The organism is Streptosporangium canum, from assembly GCF_900113865.1.
Classification (GTDB): Bacteria; Actinomycetota; Actinomycetes; order Streptosporangiales; family Streptosporangiaceae; genus Streptosporangium; species Streptosporangium canum.
On record NZ_FOQY01000013.1, the window covers coordinates 139,710 to 163,225 of the forward strand.

Below are 23,516 nucleotides of genomic sequence, written 5' to 3' on the forward strand. Positions count from 1 at the left end.
TGGCTTTATGTCCGGATAGGGCAGGAGGTCCCGAGGGCGGAGGACTTCCGTACCTGCCGTGCGCGCCGGACCGGTCACAGGCTGGAATGACATCCGCAACCTCGTCGAGGGGAGGCCGTGATGGCGTGGGAGCCTATCCGCAAGACCCGGCATCAGGCCGTCCAGCCCAACCTGGCGGACTATGAGGGTGAATGCCGTGAGTTCTCCTGGCAGGCGGCCCGGCGGTCGCTGGACGGCCTGCCCGGAGGCCAGGGGCTGAACATCGCCCACGAGGCCGTGGACCGTCACATGGGCACCCCGCGGTCCGATCAGGCGGCGCTTCGGTGCGTCGGCAAGGACGACAAGGTCACCGAGCTGACCTACCGCGATCTGTACGTCGCCACCAACCGCTTCGCCAATGTGCTGCGAGAACTGGGGGTGGGCAAGGGGGAGCGGGTGTTCACGCTGCTCGGCCGGGTTCCCGACCTCTACGTCACCGTCCTCGGCGCGCTGAAGAACCTCAGCGTGCTGTCTCCGCTCTTCTCGGCCTTCGGCCCCGAGCCGATCCGTGAGCGGCTGTACCTGGGAGACGGACGGGTGCTGGTGACCACCCCGGAGTTCTACGTACGCAAGATCGCCGCGATCCGCGAGTCCCTGCCCGGTCTGAAACACGTTCTGGTCACGGGCGTCGGGCCCACGCCCGAGGGCACCCTCCCGCTGGCGGAGTTGACGGCCGCCGCCCGCGGGGAGTTCGACATCCCGCCCACCGACCCCGAGGACATGGCGCTCCTGCACTTCACCAGCGGGACCACCGGCAGGCCGAAGGGCGCGGTGCACGTGCACGAGGCCGTGGTCGCTCACCACCTCACCGCGGCCTATGCCCTCGACCTGCGTTCCCCGGACGTCTTCTGGTGTACGGCCGATCCCGGCTGGGTCACCGGCATGTCGTACGGGGTCATCGCCCCCCTCAGCCTCGGGCTTGTCCTCGTGGCCGACGCGGGTGAGTTCGATTCGCGGCGCTGGTACCGCGTACTGCAGGAGCAGGGGGTGACCGTCTGGTACACCTCCCCGACGGCGCTGCGCATGCTCATGCGCGCTGGCGACGCCCTCGCCGGTGGATACGACCTGTCCCGGCTGCGGTTCATCGCCAGTGTGGGGGAGCCGCTCAACCCCGAGGTGGCGGTCTGGGGTCTGCGCGCGCTCGGCCTGCCGGTCCACGACAACTGGTGGCAGACCGAGACCGGTGCCATCATGATCAGTAATTACGCCGCGATGGACATCAAGCCGGGCTCCATGGGCCGTCCGCTACCCGGGATCGACGCGGTGCTGCTGGAACGCGGCGAGGACGGTCGTGCCCTCGTCACCGACGGGCACGTGCGGGTGATCGAGGAGGCCGGCGTCGACGGCGAGCTCGCGCTGCGCCCCGGCTGGCCCTCGATGTTCCGCGGTTACCTGGGCGAACAGGAGAGGTACATCAAGGCGTTCGCCGGAGGCTGGTACCTGTCCGGCGACATCGCCCGTAACGACAAAGATGGATATTTCTGGTTTGTCGCCCGCGCGGACGATGTCATCAAGTCCGCGGGTCACCTCATCGGCCCCTTTGAGGTCGAAAGTGTGCTGATGGAGCATCCCGCCGTCGCCGAAGCCGGTGTGATCGGCAAGCCTGATCCGGTGGCGGGTGAGCTGGTGAAGGCCTTTGTCACACTCAACTCCGGCTTCGAGCCCGCCGAGAAGCTCCGGCTGGAACTGATCGCCTTCGGCCGCCGTCGCCTGGGCGCGGTGGCTCCCAAGGAAATCGCCTTCGACCAGAACCTCCCGCACACCCGCAGTGGCAAGGTCATGCGCCGCCTCCTCAAGGCGCGCGAACTCGGCTTTCCCGAAGGGGATCTCTCGACCCTCGAGCGTCCCGCCCGGAAACCGGGTGATCAGGGAGATCGTCGCCCCTCCTGCCCGCCGGCCACCGGGAGCACCGACGATTGAGAGCATCGGCCATTGAGATCGTCGGCCATTGAGAAACCAGGGCGGTCCTCCGCGTCCGACTATCCCACCCCCGCGTGGGCGGCGAGGAAACTCGCTCCACCTGCCACCGTGGTGAACGCGGGATAGTCGTCCTCCTCGATGCGGTAGCCGCTGGCCTCGCTCAGCGTCTGCACGTAGTTGAGGAAGTCCAGTGAGTCCAGCTCAAGGATGTCGCGGAAGTCGGCGTCCAGAGGGAGCGCCGTCAGGTCGGCGTCCGGTGCCACCTGGATCAGCGCGTCCTTGATGAGTTCCTGTGCATGCTGCGGGGTCAAAGCTCCTCCGGATGACTGAGTAGCCGGTCGACGGCGTTGAGGAACCGGCCGCCGACGTAGCCGTCGGTGGCCCGGTGGTCGGCGGCGAGAGTGACGGTGACCAGAGGCCGGACGCCGAGCAGCCCGCCGACGGCCCAGGGACGTTCGAGGATCTTGCCGAAGCCGACAAGGGCCACCTGCGGGGGATGGATGACACCGTGGACCTCCTCGACCCCCTGGTCGCCCAGATTGGTGACGGTGATGGTCGCCTCGGTCATCTCGGCGCCACGTAGCCGTCCGGTACGCGACCGGGCGACGAGATCTTTCAGCGCGGCCATGAGATCGCCGAGGTCGCGGCCGGCGGCGTCGTGCAGGGCGGGCGCGATCAGGCCGCCTCCCTTGAGCGATATCGCCACCCCCAGGTGCACCGCGTCGCCGGGTACGAAGGCGTCGTCGAGCCAGAAGCCGTTCAGCTGCGGAACCTCCACGGCGGCGCGGGCGGTCGCCATCAGGAGCAGGGCCGCGGGAAGCACCCGTCGGGCCACCGGCAGATCCCGGTTACGCTCCCGCAGCCACGCGAGCGCGGTGTCCATGTCCACGGTCGTACTCAGGTGGTAGTGCGGGATCTCCTGATTTGACCTGCTCATGGCCCGGGCGATCGCCTGACGCATCAAGCCTTGCCGGCGGCCCAGATCAGGTTTCCCTACGGTCCGCGCGCCCGCGGCGGATGCCGCCCGTCCAGGTACGGCTTGCTCTGTCCCGGCTCGCGGCCCGGTTCCGCTGCCGCGTGCGGCCGCTTCACGCACGTCGTCGGCGCGGACCGCCCCGGTACGGCCTGTGCCGTGGACGCCGGTCAGGTCGACGCCGAGTTCCAGAGCGAGCCGGCGGGCGAGCGGTGACGCCTTCACCTTTGCGGGGATCTCGATGCCTTCGACGTCCGCGCGGGTCACCCGGCCGCCCGGCCCCGTCCCGTGCATGGCCGCCGCATCCATGCCGTGTCGCTCTGCCAGATGCCGCACCAGCGGCGAGGTGACGGGCGAGGGAGCATGAGGCCAGGACGGTCCGTGCTCGCCTCCGGCCGGTGACGGCTCTCGCCGTCTCCGCTCCATGCCGGTCTTCTCACCGGGCGAGACGGGCGGTGACCCGCGGGTGGGAGGCCGCAGCTCGGCGGCGGGCGCCGCGCCGGTGATGACGGCCAGGGGCGTACCGACGGGAAGTCGCTCACCGATCCCCGCGAGCAGGGCCTCCACCACGCCGGTGTGGAAGGATTCGGCCTCGATCAAGGCCTTGTCAGTGTCTATCACCGCGATGCAGTCGCCCTTGCGGATCCGATCCCCGGGCTTGACCAGCCATTCGGCGACGGTGCCCGATTCCATGTCCGCGCCGAGTGAGGGCATCAGGAACTCCCATCGCTCTCCCGTCATGAGGTGACGACCTCTCGCGCGGCCGCGATGATCGTGGCCACCTGGGGGATGGCGGCCTCCTCCAGGTGGCGGGCGTAAGGGATGGGGACCTCGGCCGCGCACAGCCGTCCGATCGGCGCGTCGAGCTCATAGAAGGCCTGCTCGACGATACGACTGCTGATCTCGGCCGACAGACTGCCTGAGCGCCAGCCCTCGTCCACGACGAGGACCCGATGCGTCCGGCCGACCGACCGCATGATCGTGACGTCGTCGAGGGGACGCAGAACGCGCAGGTCGATCACCTCCGCCTCGATGTTCTCGGCGGCGAGTGCGTCGGCGGCCGACAGGGTCTTTCCCACGGTGCCGCCGTAGGCGATCAGCGTGATGTCCTCGCCGGACCGCCGTATCGCGGCCCGGGTGATGTCCACCGGGCCGGGACGCGGCACCCCCGACAAGGCGTACAGCGCGCCGTGCTCGAAGATCAGCACGGGGTCGGGGTCCTCCAGCGACGGCCAGAGCATGCCCCGGGCGTCCTCCAGGGTCGCGGGGGCGAGGATCCTCAGGCCCGGGATGTGGGCGTACCAGCCTTCCAGGCTGTGCGAGTGCTGGGCGGCGAGCTGCCGCCCGGCGCCGGTGGTCATCCGGATCACCAGCGGAACGCCGAACTGCCCCCCGGACATGTGCAGCAGCGTGGCGGCGTTGTTGATGATCTGGTCAAGGGCCAGCAGGCTGAAATTGACCGTCATGATCTCCACGATCGGCCGCATGCCGCCCAGCGCGGCCCCGATGCCGGCGCCGACGAATGCCGACTCCGACAGCGGGGTGTCACGGACGCGCTCGGGACCGAACTCCTCCAGCAGGCCCAGGCTCACCGCGAAGCAGCCGCCGTAGGCCCCGACGTCCTCACCCATCAGGAACACGCGCTCGTCGCGGCGCATCGCCTCGCGGATCGCCTCTCTCATCGCCTCGCGATAGGTGGTCCCGGTCTCGCTCACGGCGCCGCCTCCACCGCACCCATGGGCCTCGTGCCGCCCGCCCGCGGCGTATCGCTGTAGACGAAACGGGCGAGATCCTCCACCGGCTCGACCGGCGCCTGCTCGGCGAAGGCGATCGCCTTGTCGATCTCGGCTGATATCTCCTTCTCCAGCACGGAGAGACCGTCGTCGTCTATCTCCTGCGCGGCCTTCATCCGCGTGATGAGGGCGTTGATCGGGTCGCGTTTCTTCCACTGCTCGATTTCGGCCTTGTCCCGGTAACGGTCGGGGTCGTACATCGAATGGGCGCGGAAGCGGTAGGTGCGCAGTTCGAGGAAGTGCGGGCCGGCCCCGGCCCGGATCGACTCGGCGGCCCTGGACGCGGAGTCGGCGACCGCCGACACGTCCATCCCGTCCACCGGCCACGCCACCACGTCGTAGGACGCCGCGCGGAGTGCCAGGTCGGTCTCGGCGTGCGACCTCGCCAGCGCGGTACCCATCGCGTACAGGTTGTTCTCACAGGCGAACAGGACGGGCAGCCGCCAGAGCGCCGCGAGGTTGAGGCATTCGTGAAACTCGCCCTCGGCCACCGCGCCGTCGCCGAAGAAGCAGGCGGTCACCCGATTCCGCCCCTGGAACCTGTCGGCGAGGGCGAGACCGACCGCCAGGGGGAGGCCGCCGCCGACGATCGCGTTCCCGCCGTAGAAGCGGTGGGGGGCGTCGAAGATGTGCATGGAACCGCCTCGGCCACGGCTGCATCCGGCCGCCTTGCCGTACATCTCGGCCATGATCGCTGTGGCCGGCACGTCGCGGACGAGCGCGTGCCCGTGCTCACGGTAGGTGGAGACGACCGCGTCGTCCGGGGTGAGGGCGTGGCAGACTCCGGCGGCCACCGCCTCCTCCCCGATGTAGAGGTGCATGAATCCGCGGATCTTCTCACCGCTGTACAGCTCGACGCAGCGCTCCTCGAACCGGCGGATGCGCAGCATCTGGTACAGCAGATCCCGACTCGCGCCCTCCCGCGCCCTGTGCTTCACTGCCATGGCTCTGCCCCCACGTGCACGTGCTCTTCTCCCCACTGTCGATGCCGTACGGCGAGGCCGACAGAGCCAAAGGTCCCACCCCCGTGTGACGGTCTCCTCTAGGCCGGCGATTGCGGTGGATGGGTAATCCCCTCCCGCTGTGGGCGGTCGCGATCGAGGTCGTGTTACCGCTGATCTTCCTCGGTCTCCCACCGCTGACCGGCCTGCTCGGCGGTTCGTCGCCTCCACCCGCGGGCTGGGCACCGGCGGCGCCGGCCGTCAATGGGGCAATCACGATGGACGTGGTTTCGGCCCGGCCGGTGATCATAGGAGGAGCGGCCGGGATCGGTCATGACCGCCGAACCCGTGTCCGTCCGCGACGACATCCAGGGCGCCTGGACCGTCTGACACACCGACCTCTGAGGAGCCCCGTCATGAACAGACCCGTAATCGCCGGCACCGACGGCTCTCCCGCCGCGTCGGAGGCGGTGCGGTGGGCCGCGCGTGAGGCCGTACTGCGCGCCAGGCCCCTGAGGATCGTCCACGTTCGCGAGCAGTGGGCCGGCGACGTCCCCGTTCACACGATGAAGAACTACCGGGATCCAGCGGCGAAGCACTGCCGCGCGATGCTCGCGGATGCGGCTGAGGCGGCGCGTGCGAGCGCACCCGGCCTGGAGGTCACCACCGCACTCGTCGACGGAGACCTCGTCCAAAGGCTCCTGGAGGAGTCCGAAGCGGCCGATCAGGTCGTGATCGGCAGCCGCGGCCAGGGCGGGTTCGCCGGGCTGCTGCTGGGCTCGGTCGGCATGGGCGTCGCCGGCCACGCCGGCTGTCCCGTCGTCGTCGTCCGCGGCGACTCCGCGACACGCCACGGCCGGGTCGTGGTCGGGGTCGACGGATCGGAGGCTGCGGAGGCCGCGCTCACCCATGCCTTCGCCGAGGCCGAGATCCGAGGTGCCGTCGTGCACGCCGTCCACGCCTGGCAGCCCCCTGGCTTGTCCACGCCGGCCGCCGGGAGCGGATTCACGGGGGAGGGGATCATCGCTGAAAAAGGCGCGTTCCTCCGCCGGGTGCTGGCTCCGTGGCGGGAGCGGTTCCCTCGTGTCACGGTGGCCGAGTCGATCGTCTGCGGTCACCCGGCCGGAGTCCTCTGCGACACCTCCGCCGAGGCCGACATGGTCGTCGTCGGCTCCCGCGGCCACGGCCTGCTCGCCTCCGCCGTCTTCGGCTCGGTCAGCCATGGCGTCCTGCACCACGCCCACTGCCCCGTGGCCGTCGTCCGCCCGAAGGGGGCGGCTCCAGAGCCGGCGTAGTCCCCCGGGCCGGAGCAGGCGCCCGAATGCGATCGGCGGGAAAAGAGGACGCGGTGGCGCGCCTGATCGGCCGCGGCGCCGGCGCGTCCTCAACCACGCGACCGGACGCTCCATCAGGGAAAGGGCGAAGGTCCCGTTCATGCCGGGACGATCGCCCCTGGGGAAAACGCCGGCGCCGCGGTCGGATGGAAACGCAGCAGAAGCGAGAGGAGCACGTCATGACCGAATCGATCACCGCTGCGACGGACGGCTCGCCCGCCGCCATGGCGGCCATGGAATGGGCGGCTGATGACGCCGCCCGCAGAGGGTTGCCGTTGCGGATCGTCCACGTTGTGGACCGCTGGCCGTATGGCGTCGCGGCGTTCCCTCCGCCCGACTGGGCCGAGCACGCGGCGCGCGCCGGCGAGCAGGTGCTCGCCGAAGCGATCGCCGTGGCCACGAAATACCGGCCGGACGTCCGGGTGACGACCGAACTGATCGAGGGATCACCGGCCAAGGTCCTGCGGGAGCAGGCAGGCACGGCCACCGAACTCGTGATCGGCAGCCGCGGCCTGGGCGGCTTTGCCGGCGCCCTGCTGGGCTCGATGGTCCTCCACGTGGCCGGTCATGTGCCCGGCACCGTCGTGGTCGTCAGGGCGGACGCCGACCGGCCGCACGGCGAGATCGTCGTGGGCGTCGACGGCTCCGCCGAATGCGAGCCCGCGCTGGCCTACGCCTTCGAGCAGGCCAGGCTGCGTGGCTGCGCGCTGCGCGCCGTCCATGCCTGGCAGCGGCCGGTGTACGGCCTCATACCGGAGATCCCCGCCGACATAGAAGGAATTCACCGTTTCCACCAGAGTATGGTGCGCGACAAGCTCAGCACCTGGCGGGAGAAGTTTCCCGAGGTGGAAGTGGTGGAGGACGTTCGGAGCGCGCATCCGGTCGAGGCCCTGACCGGAGCCTCGGCCAGGGCCGCCCTGGTCGTCGTGGGCTCGCGGGGGGTAGGCGCGGTCGGCTCGGCGCTGCTGGGCTCCGTCAGCCGCGGCGTGCTGCACCACGCCCACGGCCCGGTGGCGGTGGTCCACTCGTGACCACCGGGCTCGCACGGCAGGCCTGACGAGCCGCCGGCCGTCCGCTCACATCCATGGGCCGCGGTTCGACCAGGGAAGAAAACCTCATGATCGTCGTTGGAGTCGACGGTTCGCAGGGCGGCTTGGTGGCTGTGAGCTGGGCGATGCGCGAAGCCGGCCTGCGCGGCGTCAAAGTGCGCATCGTGCATGTTGTGCCTGGATGGGCGTATGAGCTGCCCGACGACGCACCCTATGCCTACGTGGGCCGCTGGATGCGTCAGAGTGCCGCCTCTGTGCTGGCGGACGCCTTGCGGCAGGCGCGCGACGAGAGGCGCGGGGGTGAGGTGGAGTCCGAACTGCTGCGGGGAGACCCCCGGCTCAGCCTGATCAGAGCCTCCAAGGACGCCGACCTCCTGGTGGTCGGCAGCCATGGGCTGGGCGGCTTCGGCGGGCTGCTGCTCGGCTCGGTCGCGCTGGGCGTGTCCGGTCAGGCCACCTGCCCCGTGGCCGTCATCCGCAGGATGCGCACGCAGCCGCGCAACGAGGTTGTCGTCGGCGTCGACGGCTCGCCAGGCGGTGCCGCCGTGATCGAGTTCGCGTTCGCCGAAGCCGGCCTGCGCGGCGCCGACCTACGTGCCATCCACGCCTGGAGCGAATCCGCCGCCGGGGGCCGTCCTGAGGGCACACCGGCCCGGATCGATCAGGCGGGCGCGGAACGGCACCTGCTGGCCCAGGCGCTCACCGGCCAGAGCGAGCGCCACCCGGAAGTCAGGCACGTGGAACATGGTGAACGGGGACATCCGGTGGAGGTGCTGTTGAGAGTCTCCGCGGGCGCCGGCCTGCTGGTGGTGGGATCACGCGGGCGCAGCGACGTCGCCGGGCTGCTCCTCGGATCGGTCAGCCACTCGCTGCTCCACCACGCGGCCTGTCCCCTTGTCGTCATCGCCGTCGCGGACAGCGCCTGATCGCAGGCGGCCATCTCCGATCACACCGGTGCGCGACCCGGCCGCAGGCCTCCCACGACCCCGTTGAACCGCGGCGCGGACGACGCACCGGTGTGCCCGGCCCCGGCGAAAAGAGGTCGGAGGTCCCCAGCGGACGATGGCACGCCGTACGGGCCGTCTCGGTATGATCACCAGATCTCTGGTCAGGGGCGCGTCCTGCTCCGTCGCCGTCGTTCCGCCCCTAGAAGGGGCGGAGCCGTGCTGAGCTCCGCGGGACGAGATCGGCTATGGCCGCGACGGTCTCTTCGACGGCACGCCGTACGGCGGGCGTCATCGGGGCACCGAGTCCGAAGTCCGCGCCCTCAACGGTGTAGAGCGTGAGTTCACGGGGCAGACGGCCGAGTGCGTGGCCGAGGGCGACCGCGTCGGCGACGCCCAGAGCGTGGGAGCTGGCGTGCTGGATGGCGGGGGGCGGCTGCGGAGCGTCCCCCCGGGAGAGGGAGGGACCGAGGACGGTGTGCCGGACCACCGTGCCCGCAGGCGCGCCGGAAACCGCCGTGTCGATCACGATCGCCAGGTCCGCGCCGGTCCACGCCTCGATCAGCTCGGCCGGGTCGCCCTCGTTCTCGATCACGGGAACCTCCGGGGGAAGCGTGCCGCGCAGCAGCCGGGCCGCCTCCAGCCCCGCGGCGTCGTCCCCTCGGAAGTCGTTGCCGATCCCGATGACGATATGGGCGTGCATGATCCCTCCCGGGTCGGATCGATCTCACCGGTCCAGGTGAAGGTGCAGGAAGTGGGCCGAGCAGGAGATGCACGGGTCGTGGTTGCGTACCGCCCGCTCGCACAGCGCCGCCAGCTCCGCCTCCGGCAGGTCGAGGCGGGGCTCGATGAGGTGCCGTAGGTCCATCTCGATGCGAGCCTGGTTCTGTGAGGTCGGAGGCACGATGTCAGCCTCGGCGATCAGGCCCGCGCCGTCGATCCGGTAGCGGTGGTAGAGCGTGCCCCGGGGAGCCTCCGAGACCCCGTGTCCGACTCCGGGACGGGGCTCGACCGGCATGGACGGCGCCTGCGGCTCGGTGTAGTCCTCGATGATCCGGATCGCCTCGTCGCAGGCGTGCAGGATCTCCACCGCTCGGACCACGATGCTGCGGAACGGGTTACGGCAGACGGGGCCGAGTCCGGCGGCCTCGGCCGCCGACCGGGCCAGTGGGGACAGCTGCCGCCCGTTCAGGGCGTAGCGCGCCAGGGCGCCCACCAGATAGCCGGCGGTCCCGTCGAGGCGCGCGTGCAGGGCGGTGGAATGCGGCACCTGCTCTTCCACGATGTGGGCGGGCCAGTCGGCGGCCGTGAATCCGGTCCCGTCACTCACCGCGATCGTCCCGGACAGGATGGCGTACTCCGCCGGGTGGTGCAGCGCGAGGAAGCGGTAGTCGTGCTCCACGTCGGGAAAGTCGAACCCGGCCACCCATTCCACCGTCGCCAGCGCCTCCTCACGGGCCCGGCGCAGCCGTTCGGCGACCGGCGCGAGCTCGGCGCGGGCGGGCACCCGGTAGAAGCCGCCCACCCGCACGTTGACCGGGTGAACAGCCCGGCCGCCGAGAGCCGCCACCAGTTCGTTGCCGGCCTTCTTCAACGCCAGCCCCCGCTCCACCAGATGGCGGTGATCGGCCGCCATGGCCACGCCGCTGTCGTATCCGAGGAAGTCGGGGGCGTGCAACAGGCAGATGTGCAGGGCGTGCGACTCGATCCACTCGCCGTAGTACAGCAGCAGCCGCAGGTCCCGCAGCGGCCCGGACACCTCTGTTCCGCAGGCCGCCTCGATGGCCTGGCAGGCGCTCATCTGGTAGGCCACCGGGCAGATGCCGCAGATGCGGGCGGTGATGTCGGGCGGCTCGGTGTGATCCCTTCCGCGTAGCAGCGCCTCGAAGAAGCGCGGCGGTTCGTAGATGTTCAGCTCCACGTCGGTGACGCGGCCGCCGCGGGCGCGCACCAGCAGTGATCCCTCGCCTTCCACGCGGGTCAGCCCGCCGATCCTGATCGACTTATGTGTCACTTTCGGCCTCCTCGGCCGCCTGGCGGAAGGGTTCTTCGGTGGCGTTGAACGTCCGGTAGACGCGCACCAGTTCGGGGGTGCTCATGCCGAGTTCTCGCAGCTGCGCGTTGAGCGCCCGGGCGTTGGGGCTCTCCATCGGGCCGAAACAGCCGTAGCAGCCCCGGTTGAACGCCGGGCAGAGCGCTCCGCAACCGGCCTGGGTGACCGGACCGAGGCAGGGCGTGCCGTGGGCCACCATGACGCACACGTTGCCGCGGGCTTTGCACTCCACGCAGACGCTGTGGGCGGGCACGAAGGGGCGCCGGCCGGCCAGGAACGCCGAGATGACCTCCAGCAGCTGTCGTTTGTCGATGGGACAGCCGCGCAGTTCGAAGTCGACCGGCACGTGGGCGGAGATCGGGGTGGAACGCTCCAGGGTGGCGATGTAGTCGGGCCGGGCGTAGACGATCGAGGCGAACTCGCGCACGTCGGCGAAGTCGCGTAGCGCCTGGATGCCGCCTGCGGTCGCGCAGGCGCCGATCGTCACCAGACGCTTCGACACGCGTCGCACATGCTGGATCCGCCGCAGGTCGTCCGGGGTGGTGACCGACCCCTCGACCAGCGACAGGTCGTAGGGCCCGGGCCCGACCGCGCTCGAAGCCTCCAGGAAGTAGGCGATGTCCACCTCGGCGGCGACCGACAGCAACTCGTCCTCGCAGTCCAGCAAGGTGAGCTGGCAGCCGTCGCAGGAGGCGAACTTCCACACCGCCAGCCGAGGGCGCCCGGCTGCGGCCGCGGGCCCGGCCATCACAGCTCCCTCACGGCCAGCAGGCCCGCGGCCCGCTCGTAGCTCAGCACCGGGCCGTCGAGGCAGGTGAGCAGCGGGCCGAGCTGGCAGTGGCCGCAGCGGCCGACACCGCACTTCATGTTGCGCTCCACCGACAGCATCACCCGTCCGGCTGCGACGCCCCGCCGGACCAGCTCGGCCGCGCTCGCCTGCATCATGACCTCGGGACCGCAGACGAAGGCGAACGTACGGCGGGGTTCGAAGACGATCCGGTCGATCAGCCGCGTGACCAGGCCCACTCGCCCCTTCCAAGCGAGGTCGGGGTGGTCCACGGTGACCTGCACGTCGATGCCGTGCCTGTCGCGCCAGCGCGCCAGCTCGCCGGGATAGATCAGAGTCGCGGGCGTGCGGGTGCCGACGATCAGGCTGATGCGGCCGTAGCGGGAGCCGTGAGCGGCCAGCTCTCGGATGACCGGCCGCAGCGGGGCCAGGCCGAGCCCGCCCGCGGCCACGACCACGTCCAGGCCCTCCGCCGACGGCAGATCCCACGCCGTGCCGTACGGCCCGCGCACCCCCACCACGTCACCGGGCCGGGTGCGGCACAACGCCCCGCTGACCGCGCCCACCGCGCGGATCGTCTGCACATATCCGCCGGAGCGGGCTCGGCCGCTGATCGAGACCGCTATCTCCCCGACGCCGGGAGCGTAGATCATCGTGAACTGGCCCGGCAGGAACGGCGGGCACGGGCCCGCGACCGGCCGGAGAGCCAAGGTCACCGTGTCGGCCCGATCCGGGCGGCGGGAGCGCACCCGATAGGGAGCCGGCGTCATAGGATGCATCCCAGCTCCTCGGTGACGTCGATGCCGGTCGGGCACCAGGTGATGCACCTGCCGCAGCCCACGCAACCGGACATGCCGAACTGGTCGAACCAGGTGGAGAACTTGTGGGTCAGCCACTGCCGGTAGCGGGCGGACCCCGAGCCGCGCACGGAGGAGCCGCCGACCTCGGAGAAGTCCAGCGTGAAGCAGGAGTCCCACACCTCCGTCCGCTCCGCGACGCCACCGGTGAAGTCGGTGGCGTCCTCGACCGTGGTGCAGAAGCAGGTGGGGCAGACCATCGTGCAGTTGGTGCAGGCCAGGCAGCGGGAGGCGACCTCGGCCCAGCGCGGCGAGTCGTGTGCTCCGGCCAGGCGCTCCTGGATGCCGTCGGTGTCCACCTGGCGGCCCATCCTGGTGGCGGCGACGCGGGAGACCTCCTCGGCGGCCACGACGTCGTCGCCGGTGGCCGGCCGATGCGAGATCGCCGTGACGATCTCCGCTCCCCGCCCGCTTCCGGTCTCGATCAGGAACCGGTGCGGGTCGCTCAGCTCGGTGAGCGCCAGGTCGAAACCGGTGGTGGCCTTCGGCCCGGTGCCCATGGAGACGCAGAAGCAGGTGCCGCCGGGCACCGCGCAGTTCACCGCGATGAGCAGCATCGCCTCGCGCCGCTTGCGGTAGGCCGGATCGGGGTGCCTGCCGCCGAGGAACACCCGGTCCTGCACGGCTATCGCGGCCAGATCGCAGGCGCGCACGCCCAGCAGGGCGATGCGGGGCGCCTGGGCCTCCGCCTCCTCCACCGTCCCCTCACGCATCCGCAACAGCGGCTGCCGGGGCGGCTGGGTGTAGCGTTTGGCCGAGTCGGGGCTCGCGGCGAAACCGAACACCAGATCGTCATGCCGCTCGGTCAGCCGGTAGCGTCCGGGTCGCTGCTCGTCACCTCGCCCTGCGGGTAGCTGTGCGGAGCAGGAGATTTCGGCGAACCGAATGGCCCCGTCCCGCGTTGTCGGCCCGACGACGGTGAAGCCACGAGAGCGCAACTCGGCGATGAGTGGTTCCAGTGACTCTGTCACAACTGTGTTCATGGGACGTCCCCCTTTGTCCCTGACTTCTCGTATGTCGGGTCCTCGCCCGGGGGGACAGGAAACGATGTCATCTTCCTTCCACACAGGCTCGCCGGATATGCGGATGACGCGTCTGAGATTTCGCCGCAGCCCTCTACGGTGATCGCCTCGCTGCGCTGATCCGGCAGGGGCCACGATGCCTCCGCCGCGGAAGGATCATCCGCAGGGGGGACCGAATATGCCGGAAAGGGGCAATGGGCTGGTCAGAGCTCGCTCTGAAGCCTGATACGTGATTGTCCGTGCCGTTCTGCCGACGACAGGGCCTCCTGGGCGGTGTCCTGCGAGGCGGGCTCCGGCGTCGGCCCTGAACGGCGCCGCCTCCGGCCCGGCAGGAGCCCCCCACTCAGGCCCGCACCACCAGCCCCAACGTAACCAGGAGTCACTGTCAACGACAAAGAACGGATTACCTCATCATCGCGGAACGCTGAATGATCAACGATGGCGGCAGACGGTCGGTTTCGCCGCGCTGATCGGCAGGCTTATCCAGGGCGAAGGCGGGGCCGTGCTTGGGCGGACGGCCGTAGGCGCCGGCGCTCGGGGCGGCTTCGGCATCTGCGGGACGCGGTCGGAGCGGATCCGCCCCAGCGGGCGCACGGGGAGGCCGGCCAGCACGGTGCGCAACCGGTCCTCGTCGATCCGGCCGTGGTTCAGCCCGTCATAGAGGGCGCGGTGACCGGCAGAACGTATCCCGTGACAACGGCGTGGCTGCGGGACATGGTCTCTCCTCGACCTCGGTGTTCAAAGCTGGTTAGGGCGTCGTGTAGCCCAGCGTGTAGGTGCTGGTCCCGCCTGAGGCGAGCACCAGGTAGCGGTAGTCGCCGGGCGTGCCCGTGTATTTGAGCTCTTCGAAGGGATGAGAGCTGTCGGAGGAGGCGACGGTGACCCAGCCGGAACCGATCTGCTTTTGTAGGTAGAGGTCGAGGTCACTGCCGGGAATGCTTTCCAGGCAGCCGTAATGGTTTCCGTTGACGGTCGAGTGGTAGTGCCGGTTGCGGGGCTGGTAGACGAACTGGGAGCTTTTCAGCGTGCCGGTGAAGGTGGCGGAGTAGCCGCCGCAGTTGCCCGTGCTCATCACGGGTCCCGTATGGCTGGTCATCAGGGTCAGGTCGTAGGCGAAGAGGATTTCACGGATCGGTTGGATGTAGGTGAACCCGGCCAGGTCGCAGCTACCAGAGCCCCCGGAGACGACTCCCTGAGCCTGGTCGGCGGAGAGGACGGAGCTGCCGGAGTCGCCAGGGCTGCCGCAGGCGCTGGTGCGGGTCAGATGGTCGACGACGCCCCGGGGGTAGGTGACGTCGACGTCGTGCTGCTGGATGGTGCCGCAGTGCCAACCGAGGGTGGCGCCCGATTCAGGCAGGCAGACCGAAGCACCCACGACGGCCTGTCTGGCTCCGTAGACGTGTGCGGTGCCCGCGGTGTCGTTGCCGACCAGCGGTTGAGGTGTCCAGTCGTTGTTGACCGCGACCCAGGAGAAGTCGTCACCGGGGAAGGCCGAGTCCTTGACGGCGCCCTGGGGGCGCCGGTTGAAGCCGACGGTGGCGCTGCCCGGCTTACCGCAGTGCCCTGCGCTGACGAACCCGTTCTGGGCGCCCTTGGTCACCGAGAAGCCGACCGAGCAGCGGGTCGTGGCACCGACGTAGTAGGCCTGGCCGCCCACCAGGTCGGTCTCTGAATCCGCACGCGAGTCGGCGTGCAGTAGCCGGGGCCGCTCGGTCGAGGCCGTCACCTGCACTGCGGCCTGGTCGACGTTGGCGGTCTTGATGGTCTTCTGGACCGCCGTGGGGTTGTCCGTCAGGATGACGACCTTGTTGGTGCGCACGTCGACGTAGCGCACGCTGCTCAGCGTCGCCAAGGCCTGGCTGAGTTTCTCCTTCACTCTTTCAAGGTCGGTCAGTGACCGGCCGACCACCAGTGGCCGGGCGTCCAGCGCGGTGATCAGGGAGGCGTCGGCGGGGTCGGTGGTCGCCACGACCAGGGTTTGCGCACGGGGCGGTATGAGCCAGGCGCCGGCGAAGTGGTCACCGATTCTTCTGCGCAGGCTCGCCTCGATCGGAGTCAGGCGGGCCTCGTTGAGCAGGCGGATCTGGGCTTCGTCCTTGGTGAGGCCGAAGTCGCGTGCGAGGGCCTCCAGCATGCCCGGCGGGGGTTTGGCCGACACGGCGGCTCCCCTGGCCGGGACGGCCGGGCGGGTGGCGGCGGCCGGGGCCACGGCAAGGGTAAGGGCGGTGATCGCCAGGACGCATCCCGGGGCGATGACATGTCTGCGGGACATGACTCTCTCCTTGGCCTCAGCCTTTCGGTATGGGTGGGGAGAAAGCTCACATCGCCGTTGATCATGCTGTACCGGCAACGTCACCTTAATGCAGCCGTTGCCTGTCAAGGTCACCAACACGCTTGTCAGAGGGGGACCTGCAAAAATGGGACGAGTCCGCTTGCTGCTGCTTTGAGTGCCTCGGCCGCCTGAGCCGTTTGAGACGGCCAGATCAAGGATCCGACCGCCCGAACTCGAGATCGGCGCCGGTGGCTGACCGGATCACGCTACGGCCGATCGTCTCCCTCCGACGTCCGGCGCGGTATCGGTCACCTCGCGCCCAGGCGCTGTGCGGTCACGATGACCGATTTTCCACGGGCCACATCGTGGGGCGGTGCAGTCGCGGGCCGACCATCGCGGCCACGGACCCCGCCCGCATTCTCCCGACCGCCGTGGTGGGCTGAAGACGATCTCTGCGTGGCGTGGGCTTTTGGGGCGTTGAGCGATAACAGCTGCATTAAGGTGGCGATGCCGATATCCCGTGATTGACCGACGGGGCGACGCGACCTCCCCTCATGCCCGGAAAGCCGAGGTCAAGGAGAGAGTCATGTCCCGCAGACATGTCATCGCCCCGGGATGCGTCCTGGCGATCACCGCCCTTACCCTTACCCTTGCCGTGGCCCCGGCCGCCGCCACTCGCCCGGCGGCACAGACCTCCGAAACTCCGGCCGCTGGGTCCGTCCGCAAACCACCGCCGGGCATGGTTCAGGCGCTCCAGCGTGACCTGCGCCTCAACCGGGTTCAGGCCGAGACGCGCCTGCTCAACGAGGCCCGCCTGACTCCGATCGAGGCGAGCCTGCGCAGAAGAATCGGTGACCGCTTCGCCGGTGCCTGGTTCGCCGGAAACCTCGCGCAGGTCCTGGTCGTGGCGACCACCGACCCCGCCGATCCCTCCCTGATCACCGCGCTGGACGCCCGGCCACTGGTGGTCGGCCGGTCACTGCTCGATCTTGAAGCGGTCAAGGCGAAGGTCGACGCGGCACTGGCCCACGACCGTGCCGCCCGTGTGCGCTACATCGACGTGCGCACCAACAAGGTCGTCATCCTGTCCGCGAAGGCCACAGAGACCATTGCCATCCTGAACGCCGCCGACGTCGACCCGGCCGCGGTGCAGGTCGTCACCTCCGACGAACAACCCCGCCCCCTGTACGATCTGATCGCCGGCGACCGCTATTACGTCGGTGCCACGACCCGCTGCTCGGTCGGCTTCTCGGTGACCAAGGGCGCCCAGAACGGGTTCGTCAGCGCAGGGCACTGCGGTAAGCCGGGCAGCGCCACCGTCGGCTTCAACCGGCGCCCCCAGGGCATCGTCAAGGACTCGGCCTTCCCCGGTGACGACTTCTCCTGGGTCGCGGTCAACAACGACTGGACACCTCAACCGCTGGTCGGCAACGGCACCGGCGGCACCATGTCGGTCAGCGGCCGCAGGAGCGCCGTCGAGGGCTCCTCGGTCTGCCGCTTCGGCTCGATCTCCGGCTGGCATTGCGGCACCATCCAGCAGCGCGACACCAGCGTCACCTATCCCCAGGGCGTCGTCGACCATCTGACCCGCACCACCGTCTGCGCCGAACCCGGCGACTCCGGCGGTCCTTTCATCTCCATCGAGCAGGCCCAGGGGATCACCTCCGGCGGCTCCGGCAACTGCACCTCGGGCGGGTTCACCTACTTCCAGCCAATCTCTGAGATCCTCACGGCCTACGGACTGACTCTCACAACCGTAAAGATCGCCGCGCTGGGTCCAGGCTCGTGCACCAGCTACCCGCGCCTTTCCACCGGCACGCTGAACAGCAGGCAGTCCGTTTACTGGCCGCATGACCATGGCTTCGTGACAACCGCCACCGGCACCTACTCCGCCTGCCTGCCGAACAACCCAGGCCGCGACTACGACCTCTATCTGGAGAAATGGAACGGCAAGGCGTGGTCCACCGTCGCCGCCTCCGAAAGCCCGAGCTCCTACGAGCAAATCGACTATTTCGGCACGCCGGGACGGTACCGCTACCGCGTATACGCCGAGAGCGGCTCAGGCCCCTACGCCCTTGGACACGATGAGCCATAACAGTTGGATCGGCCCGGACCACAGGCTCGCACCGTGGCCGCCGGCGGGCATCGCCGATGACATCGGTGTGCGCGAGGAGCAAGGGGGAGCCTCCCCGAGAGCTTCCCGCAGTGATGATCGTCTGGCGCGCCGAGATCCCCTGACCTCCTCGGCGCTGTTCGGGGATGGCCCGATGGCTTGCCGGAGCCGGCCCCGGGCGGGACGGAAGTCCTGAAAGCGGGGGACGTTCGCCCGCTGTGCGTGACGGCCCCCGACAGTGAGATGGAGATGGAGGACACGGAGCTCCCGACAAGGAGATGACCATGAGCGGACAGATCGTCGTCGGTGTCGACGGTTCCCCGGCCGCGACGGCGGCGCTGGAGTGGGCAGCCGATGACGCCGCCCGTAAGAGCGCCGCCTTGAAGATCGTGTGCGTGCGTGAACCGTGGGCAGGCGACTTCCCCTTCCACGCCGCCCCCGGCCTGAGCGACGCGTTGAGAGAGCACTGCGACGAAGTGCTCGCCGAGGCGGCCGCTCGGGCCGGCCGGCGGGCACCGGGGATCGACGTGGCCACCGACCAGGTGATCGGCGCGGTGGTCGAGCGGCTGAAAAGCGAATCCGAGACGGCCGACACGCTCGTGCTCGGCAGCCGTGGATCGGGCGGTTTCGCCGGCCTGGTCCTCGGATCGGTCGGTATGGGAGTCGCCGGGCACGCGGCCGGCCCCGTGGTCATCGTGCGGCAGGCCGTCCAGGGCGTGCACGGTGAGATCGCCGTCGGCTACGACGGATCCGCGCACGGTGAGGCCGCTTTGGAGTATGCCTTCGAGCAGGCCCGGCTGCGCGACGCGCGGCTCCACGTCGTGCACGCCTGGCAGACCCCGGCGTTCGCCTCCCGCGCCGCCACCTACGCCGATCTGCTGCAGGAGACGTTCGAAAGCGAATCTCGCATGGCCCGCCAGCGTCTGCTCCTCTGGCGTGACAAGCACCCGGATGTCCCGGTGAGGGAGTCGATCCTGTGCGGCCACCCGGTACCCGCCCTCGCCGACGCCTCACGTACCGCTGACCTGGTCGTGGTCGGCTCACGCGGCCTCGGCGCCTTCGGCTCGGCCCTGCTGGGCTCGGTCAGCCACGGTCTTCTGCATCGTGCCCACTGCCCTGTGGCCGTCGTGCGCCCCCGAAAAGAGACCCGATGAGAAATGGCCCGCAGGCGCGGGCCAGGCGACGAACCCCCTGAGGCTTCGCGGGCCCGCCTCACTTCAGGCGGGCCCGCGCGACCTGTCAGGTATCGGGCTGCGGCTTGGACTCGATCGGAATGCGTTTCCCCTCCTGCTTGGCGTCGGCGAGTTTGACGCTGACCTCCAGGACGCCCTTGTCGTAGGTCGCCCTGATGTCGTTGTCGTCCACGCCGACGGGCAGAGTGACGGAGCGAGTGAAGGAGCCGTAGCGGAACTCCGTCCGGTGCTGGTCTCTGTGCTCGTCATGCCGCTCGGCGTGGACGGTCAGGGCGCCGTTGGACAGCGTTATCTCGACATCTTTCTCGGGGTCGATTCCCGGCAGTTCGGCGCGCAGTACGTAGCGGCCTTCCTTGACGTAGTCCTCGAATTTGATGGGCTGGGTCATGGGCGGCCGCAGGGCGGCGAAGGGCATCTCCAGCAAGTCGAACAGATCGGGGACGAGGCCTCGCTGCTCTCGGCGCATCGGCGTACTCATGTTTTCCTCCCTGCCTTTTCGGAGTTTCCTCATCTTGATGCCATCACCGAGCAGGGGGCGGACACAGTGGTCGGAGGTCCCCGAAGAGCAGGACTTTCGGCCACCGTCGTGAAACAGCTGGAAACAGGCAGCTTTCTTTAGGTCGTTTCGAGGATGTCTGAAACGAGATGGCGCGGTCCGGACATTCGCCCGGCGGCACGCCGATGCCGCAGGACGCTGTGGCGATGAGATCTTCAGCCCCGCTCCCCGGCAGGGGTGTCGTCCCGGTCCCAGGCGAGTTCGTCGACCACGTCGACGACCCCGTTGACCTGCTCGGTCATCCACACGGCGATCTGGACGTCGCGCCGCAGGATCATCCGCCCGCTCAGCGTCACCACGCCGTTCTGGACGGCGACCCGGACGCGCGAGGTGTCCATCCACAGCGACCGCACGAGAACCTCCACGCGGACCTCACGCTCGATGTCCCGGTCAGGACGGACGAACACCTTCAGCAGGTCATGGCGGCTGACGATGCCCGCCAGACGGCCGTGGCCGTCGAGCACCGGCAGCCGTTTGACGCCGTGGTGCTCCATCAGGCGGCCGGCGGCCGCCACCGACACATCCATCGAGACGGTGACCGCGGGGGCGGTCATCAGCTCCCGGGCGACCTTGCCTCTGGCCCTGTCCGCCTCCGGCCCCTGATCCGGCCGGGTCTGTGGCGGCGGACGGCTCGCACCGTGAAACCGCTCTGCGCCCTCTTCCCTGTGCAGGAGATCGGCTTCGGAGACGACGCCGGTCACGTGGCCGTCGCTGTCCAGGACCGGTACGGCGCTGACCGCGTGGGTGACGAGCAGCGCGGCGATGTCCTTGAAACAGGCGTCCTCACCCACCGAGATCACCCGCCGGGTCATGACGTCCTTGACGTTGACAGGCATCTTCGCCTCCAAACGGGCCCGCGAGCGTGATGGGCCGACTCGTTCATCGCAGCCGCCGGCGGAAGAGCGACGGCGGCGGGGCCGCGGGGGCGAGCCGTATCCGCGCGTCCACGGCCACCGCGCCGGTCGGGGTGACGATCACTGGATTCAGGTCGAGTTCGACCACCTCCGGGAGATCGTCCAGGAGCCTCCCGACACCGGTGATCTGCTCCCGCAACGCGGCCACGTCGGCACACGGTCGTCCGCGATAGCCGGTCAGCAGGGGGGCGCAGCGGAGCTCGGCGATCATCGCCGCCGCGTCCTGGTCGCCGAGTGGCGGCACCCGGAAGGAGCGGTCCGCCATGAGCTCGGCGATGACGCCACCCATGCCGACCATGAGCAAGGGCCCGAAGGCCTCGTGCGCGACGCCACCGATGATGATCTCGACACCCGCCCCGACCATCGGCTGGACGATCGCGCCGGTCATGGCCGGTCCGATCATGCCGGCCATCTCCCGGTAAGCACGGCCGACCTCGTCCGGCGTGCCAAGGCCGGCGCGGACACCGCCGACGTCGCTCTTGTGCACCAGGTTCGGACCGGTGGCCTTGAGCACCACCGGCAGCCCGATCGTGGCGGCCGCCGCCGCGGCGCTGTCCGGTCCGTCGGCCTCGATCGACTCGGCCATCCGGATGCCGTAGCAGCCGAGCAGGCGGGCGGCGGTGCCGTAGTCGAGCCACCGGCCGCCGGAATGGCGTGCCAGGTCCGCCTCGACGATGCGGCGCGCGGTGATGTCGGCTGGGCGCGGGCCGGGGGGCGGGGCCTGCGGTGCGGCGCGCCAGGACGCGTAGTCCACCACGTGGCGCAGTGCCTGCGCCGCCTGCTCGGGGAAGGCGTAGCAGGGTATGCGCCCGTCCAGCAGGCCGTCATGCCCGCTGATGCACGCGGTCACGGTCTTGCCGGCCGACATGGCCGCGTGGGAGATGGCCTGGCGGGTCCGGCTCAGGCCGGAGCCGAACGGCGGTGTGTAGACGACCATGACCATGTCGATGCCCGGATCGGCCAGGACGGCCTCGATGGCGAACGCCAGCTCCTGCGCGCTGCCGCCGGCGGTGAGGTCGACGGGGTTGGCCACGGCCGCCGCGGCCGGCAGCCGGGCACGCAGCCGCCCGCGGGTGACCGGGGCCAGCTCGGGGACCAGCAGGTTGCGCTGCTCGCAGGCGTCGGCGGCAAGGGCCTGCGGTCCGCCGGAGTTGCCGACGATGGCCACCCGCCTGCCCTGCGGTAGTGGCTGGGTGGCCAGGAGCCGCGCGGTGTCGAGCATGTCCTGGACGGTCTCCACGCGGATGACTCCCGAGGCTTTCAGCAGGACGTCGACGGCCACGTCCGGCGTGGCGGCGGCCGCGGTGTGGGAGCGGACCGCCCGCTCACCAGAGCCGCCGCGGCCGCTCTTGATCGCGATGATCGGCTTGCGCCTGCTCACCCGCCGTGCGATGCGGCCGAACCTGCGGGGGTTGCCGAACGACTCCAGATACAGCGTGATCACGTCGGTCGCCGGGTCGTCCTCCCAGTACTCCAGCAGGTCGTTGCCGCTGACATCGGCCTTGTTGCCGACGGAGGCGAAGGAGGAGACGCCGATCTCCAGGCGGTTCGCGCGGTCGATCAGGGCGACCGCGACCGCGCCGGACTGCGACATCAGGGCCAGACGTCCCGGGGCGGGTGGGTGGGGCAGGAAGCCGGCGTTGAGCCTGGCCGCGGTGTTGACGATGCCGAGGCAGTTGGGGCCGACCAGCCGCATGCCGGCCTCACGGCAGATCCTCAGCAGTTCGTCCTGCGCGCCTGTCTCTCCGGTCTCGGCGAATCCCGCCGTGACGACGACGAGGTTCCGCACGCCGTGGCCGGCGCACTCGCGGGCGACCTCCGGCACGGTGCGGGCCGGGGTCGCGATGACCGCCAGATCGATCGGGCCCGGCACGCCGCCCACATTCGCGTAGACGGGCAGGCCGCAAAGTTGCCTGGCATGTGGGTTGATCGGGTAGACGGGGCCGGGGAATCCTCCTTGGAGGAGGTTTCGCAGAATGCGGTGGCCGACCCCACCCGGGGCGCGGCCGGCGCCGATCACCGCGACCGACTCCGGGTGGAACAGCCTTCTCAGGGAGGCCGATGCCGCCTGGTGCGCGCGTGCCTCGATCCGCTCCAGCATGCCCGGGGTGGGGCGCGGATCTATCCGGACCTCAACCGATCCGTCGTCGAACGCGCGGGTGGTGGCCAGCCCGATGTCGTCCAGCACCCGCAGCATGGGCCGGTTCTCCGGGAGCACGTCGGCGACCAGCTCGCGCACACCCTCGTCGGCGGCGTTCAACGCGAGATGTTCCACCAGCAACGTGCCCAGACCGTGGTGGTGCATCCCGTCGTCGATCAAGACCGCGATCTCGGCGTCGCCCGCATCCCCGGGGATGTACTCCGCGACCGCCACCAGCCGGCCCTGTGACAGGGCCACCAATGCGCGGCCCGGGTAGTCCGGCGCTGTGACGTGGTCCATGTAGGCGTGGGCGGTCGCCGTGCCGCCGGTGAAGAAACGCAGGTAGGCCGACCGCTCGGACGACCTGTCGACCAGTTCGTGCAGCCGTGCGCGGTCATCGGGCCGCAGCGGCCGGATGTGGGCGATGCCGCCCTCACGCAGCAGGACGTCGCACTCATCGGGAACGGTCCGTCTCATGCGATCCAGCCTCGCGCATCGCGGCGGCGCCCCCCAGAGTCCAAGTGCCCTCGCGGGCAGGGACTGTCGGCTCTAGGCGGTGCAGGTGCCGAAGGTCCTTCCGGATGGTGCCTTTCGGCCGGAGAGCCGTCCGGCCGGG

19 protein-coding genes are annotated in these 23,516 nt (G+C 69.9%); 6 read left to right on the plus strand and 13 right to left on the minus strand.

What is annotated here, in order from left to right; genetic code table 11:
- Window positions 1-120: 120 nt before the first annotated feature.
- On the plus strand, window positions 121-1,959 hold the full coding sequence (acsA, locus tag BM085_RS20835; protein WP_093888623.1) for an acetate--CoA ligase: 1,839 nt from the start codon (window positions 121-123) through the stop codon (window positions 1,957-1,959).
- Window positions 1,960-2,018: 59 nt separating this feature from the next.
- Here the strand turns inward: acsA and BM085_RS20840 are convergent, their stop codons facing one another.
- The 4 genes from BM085_RS20840 to pdhA are packed head-to-tail and all read right to left on the minus strand — an operon-like array spanning window position 2,019 to window position 5,669.
- Window positions 2,019-2,270, minus strand: coding sequence for an acyl carrier protein (locus tag BM085_RS20840; RefSeq protein WP_093888624.1), 252 nt, complete (start codon window positions 2,268-2,270; stop codon window positions 2,019-2,021).
- Complete coding sequence (locus BM085_RS20845) at window positions 2,267-3,673, minus strand: 2-oxo acid dehydrogenase subunit E2 (protein WP_218158776.1); 1,407 nt, start codon at window positions 3,671-3,673, stop codon at window positions 2,267-2,269. The genes BM085_RS20840 and BM085_RS20845 overlap by 4 nt, the downstream gene beginning before the upstream one ends.
- Window positions 3,670-4,647, minus strand: coding sequence for an alpha-ketoacid dehydrogenase subunit beta (locus BM085_RS20850; RefSeq protein WP_218158777.1), 978 nt, complete (start codon window positions 4,645-4,647; stop codon window positions 3,670-3,672). The genes BM085_RS20845 and BM085_RS20850 overlap by 4 nt, the downstream gene beginning before the upstream one ends.
- The gene (pdhA, locus tag BM085_RS20855) at window positions 4,644-5,669 is read right to left on the minus strand and encodes a pyruvate dehydrogenase (acetyl-transferring) E1 component subunit alpha (RefSeq protein ID WP_218158778.1); all 1,026 of its coding nucleotides are present in this window, start codon (window positions 5,667-5,669) and stop codon (window positions 4,644-4,646) included. Before pdhA ends, BM085_RS20850 begins: the two co-directional genes overlap by 4 nt.
- 413 nt (window positions 5,670-6,082) lie before the next feature.
- Here pdhA and BM085_RS20860 point away from each other — a divergent pair, with 413 nt between their 5' ends.
- From BM085_RS20860 to BM085_RS20870, 3 genes are all read left to right on the plus strand, one after another.
- Window positions 6,083-6,961: a universal stress protein gene (locus tag BM085_RS20860; protein ID WP_093888625.1), complete on the plus strand. Its 879-nt coding sequence runs from the start codon at window positions 6,083-6,085 to the stop codon at window positions 6,959-6,961.
- 218 nt (window positions 6,962-7,179) lie between these two features.
- Window positions 7,180-8,031 carry a universal stress protein gene (locus tag BM085_RS20865; RefSeq protein WP_093888626.1) on the plus strand — a complete coding sequence of 284 codons (852 nt, stop codon included), beginning with the start codon at window positions 7,180-7,182 and terminating at the stop codon, window positions 8,029-8,031.
- Between the two features lie 86 nt (window positions 8,032-8,117).
- Window positions 8,118-8,975 carry a universal stress protein gene (locus BM085_RS20870; protein WP_093888627.1) on the plus strand — a complete coding sequence of 286 codons (858 nt, stop codon included), beginning with the start codon at window positions 8,118-8,120 and terminating at the stop codon, window positions 8,973-8,975.
- A 220-nt stretch (window positions 8,976-9,195) separates the two neighbouring features.
- Here BM085_RS20870 and BM085_RS20875 read toward each other — a convergent pair whose 3' ends face one another.
- The 6 genes from BM085_RS20875 to BM085_RS20900 form a co-directional block, all read right to left on the minus strand.
- Window positions 9,196-9,696: a hydrogenase maturation protease gene (locus BM085_RS20875; RefSeq protein WP_093888628.1), complete on the minus strand. Its 501-nt coding sequence runs from the start codon at window positions 9,694-9,696 to the stop codon at window positions 9,196-9,198.
- A 24-nt stretch (window positions 9,697-9,720) separates the two neighbouring features.
- Entirely contained in the window at window positions 9,721-11,007 is a 1,287-nt protein-coding gene (locus BM085_RS20880; protein ID WP_093888629.1) for a Ni/Fe hydrogenase subunit alpha, read from the minus strand.
- Window positions 10,997-11,794, minus strand: a complete 798-nt coding sequence (locus tag BM085_RS20885) for an NADH-quinone oxidoreductase subunit B family protein (protein WP_093888630.1) — start codon at window positions 11,792-11,794, stop codon at window positions 10,997-10,999. The genes BM085_RS20880 and BM085_RS20885 overlap by 11 nt, the downstream gene beginning before the upstream one ends.
- Window positions 11,794-12,612 (minus strand): FAD/NAD(P)-binding protein, encoded by an 819-nt coding sequence (locus BM085_RS20890; protein ID WP_218158779.1) that lies wholly within the window; start codon window positions 12,610-12,612, stop codon window positions 11,794-11,796. The genes BM085_RS20885 and BM085_RS20890 overlap by 1 nt, the downstream gene beginning before the upstream one ends.
- Entirely contained in the window at window positions 12,600-13,673 is a 1,074-nt protein-coding gene (locus BM085_RS20895) for a 4Fe-4S dicluster domain-containing protein (protein ID WP_093888632.1), read from the minus strand. The genes BM085_RS20890 and BM085_RS20895 overlap by 13 nt, the downstream gene beginning before the upstream one ends.
- Window positions 13,674-14,460: 787 nt before the next feature.
- On the minus strand, window positions 14,461-15,984 hold the full coding sequence (locus BM085_RS20900) for a S1 family peptidase (RefSeq protein ID WP_093888633.1): 1,524 nt from the start codon (window positions 15,982-15,984) through the stop codon (window positions 14,461-14,463).
- Window positions 15,985-16,570: 586 nt separating this feature from the next.
- Between BM085_RS20900 and BM085_RS20905 the strand changes: the two genes are divergently transcribed.
- Together BM085_RS20905 and BM085_RS20910 are read left to right on the plus strand one after the other, a co-directional pair.
- A complete protein-coding gene (locus BM085_RS20905; protein WP_093888634.1) occupies window positions 16,571-18,079 on the plus strand; it encodes a S1 family peptidase in 1,509 nt (502 codons plus the stop codon).
- A 302-nt stretch (window positions 18,080-18,381) separates the two neighbouring features.
- A complete protein-coding gene (locus BM085_RS20910; protein WP_093888635.1) occupies window positions 18,382-19,251 on the plus strand; it encodes a universal stress protein in 870 nt (289 codons plus the stop codon).
- Window positions 19,252-19,336: 85 nt separating this feature from the next.
- On the opposite strand, the gene BM085_RS20915 is transcribed toward BM085_RS20910, so the two are convergent.
- The 3 genes from BM085_RS20915 to BM085_RS20925 all read right to left on the minus strand — a co-directional run bounded on the left by BM085_RS20915 (window position 19,337) and on the right by BM085_RS20925 (window position 23,377).
- Entirely contained in the window at window positions 19,337-19,768 is a 432-nt protein-coding gene (locus BM085_RS20915; protein ID WP_093888636.1) for an Hsp20/alpha crystallin family protein, read from the minus strand.
- Window positions 19,769-20,001: 233 nt separating this feature from the next.
- Entirely contained in the window at window positions 20,002-20,682 is a 681-nt protein-coding gene (locus tag BM085_RS20920) for a CBS domain-containing protein (RefSeq protein ID WP_093888681.1), read from the minus strand.
- A 43-nt stretch (window positions 20,683-20,725) separates the two neighbouring features.
- Complete coding sequence (locus BM085_RS20925) at window positions 20,726-23,377, minus strand: bifunctional acetate--CoA ligase family protein/GNAT family N-acetyltransferase (RefSeq protein WP_093888637.1); 2,652 nt, start codon at window positions 23,375-23,377, stop codon at window positions 20,726-20,728.
- Window positions 23,378-23,516: the final 139 nt, after the last annotated feature.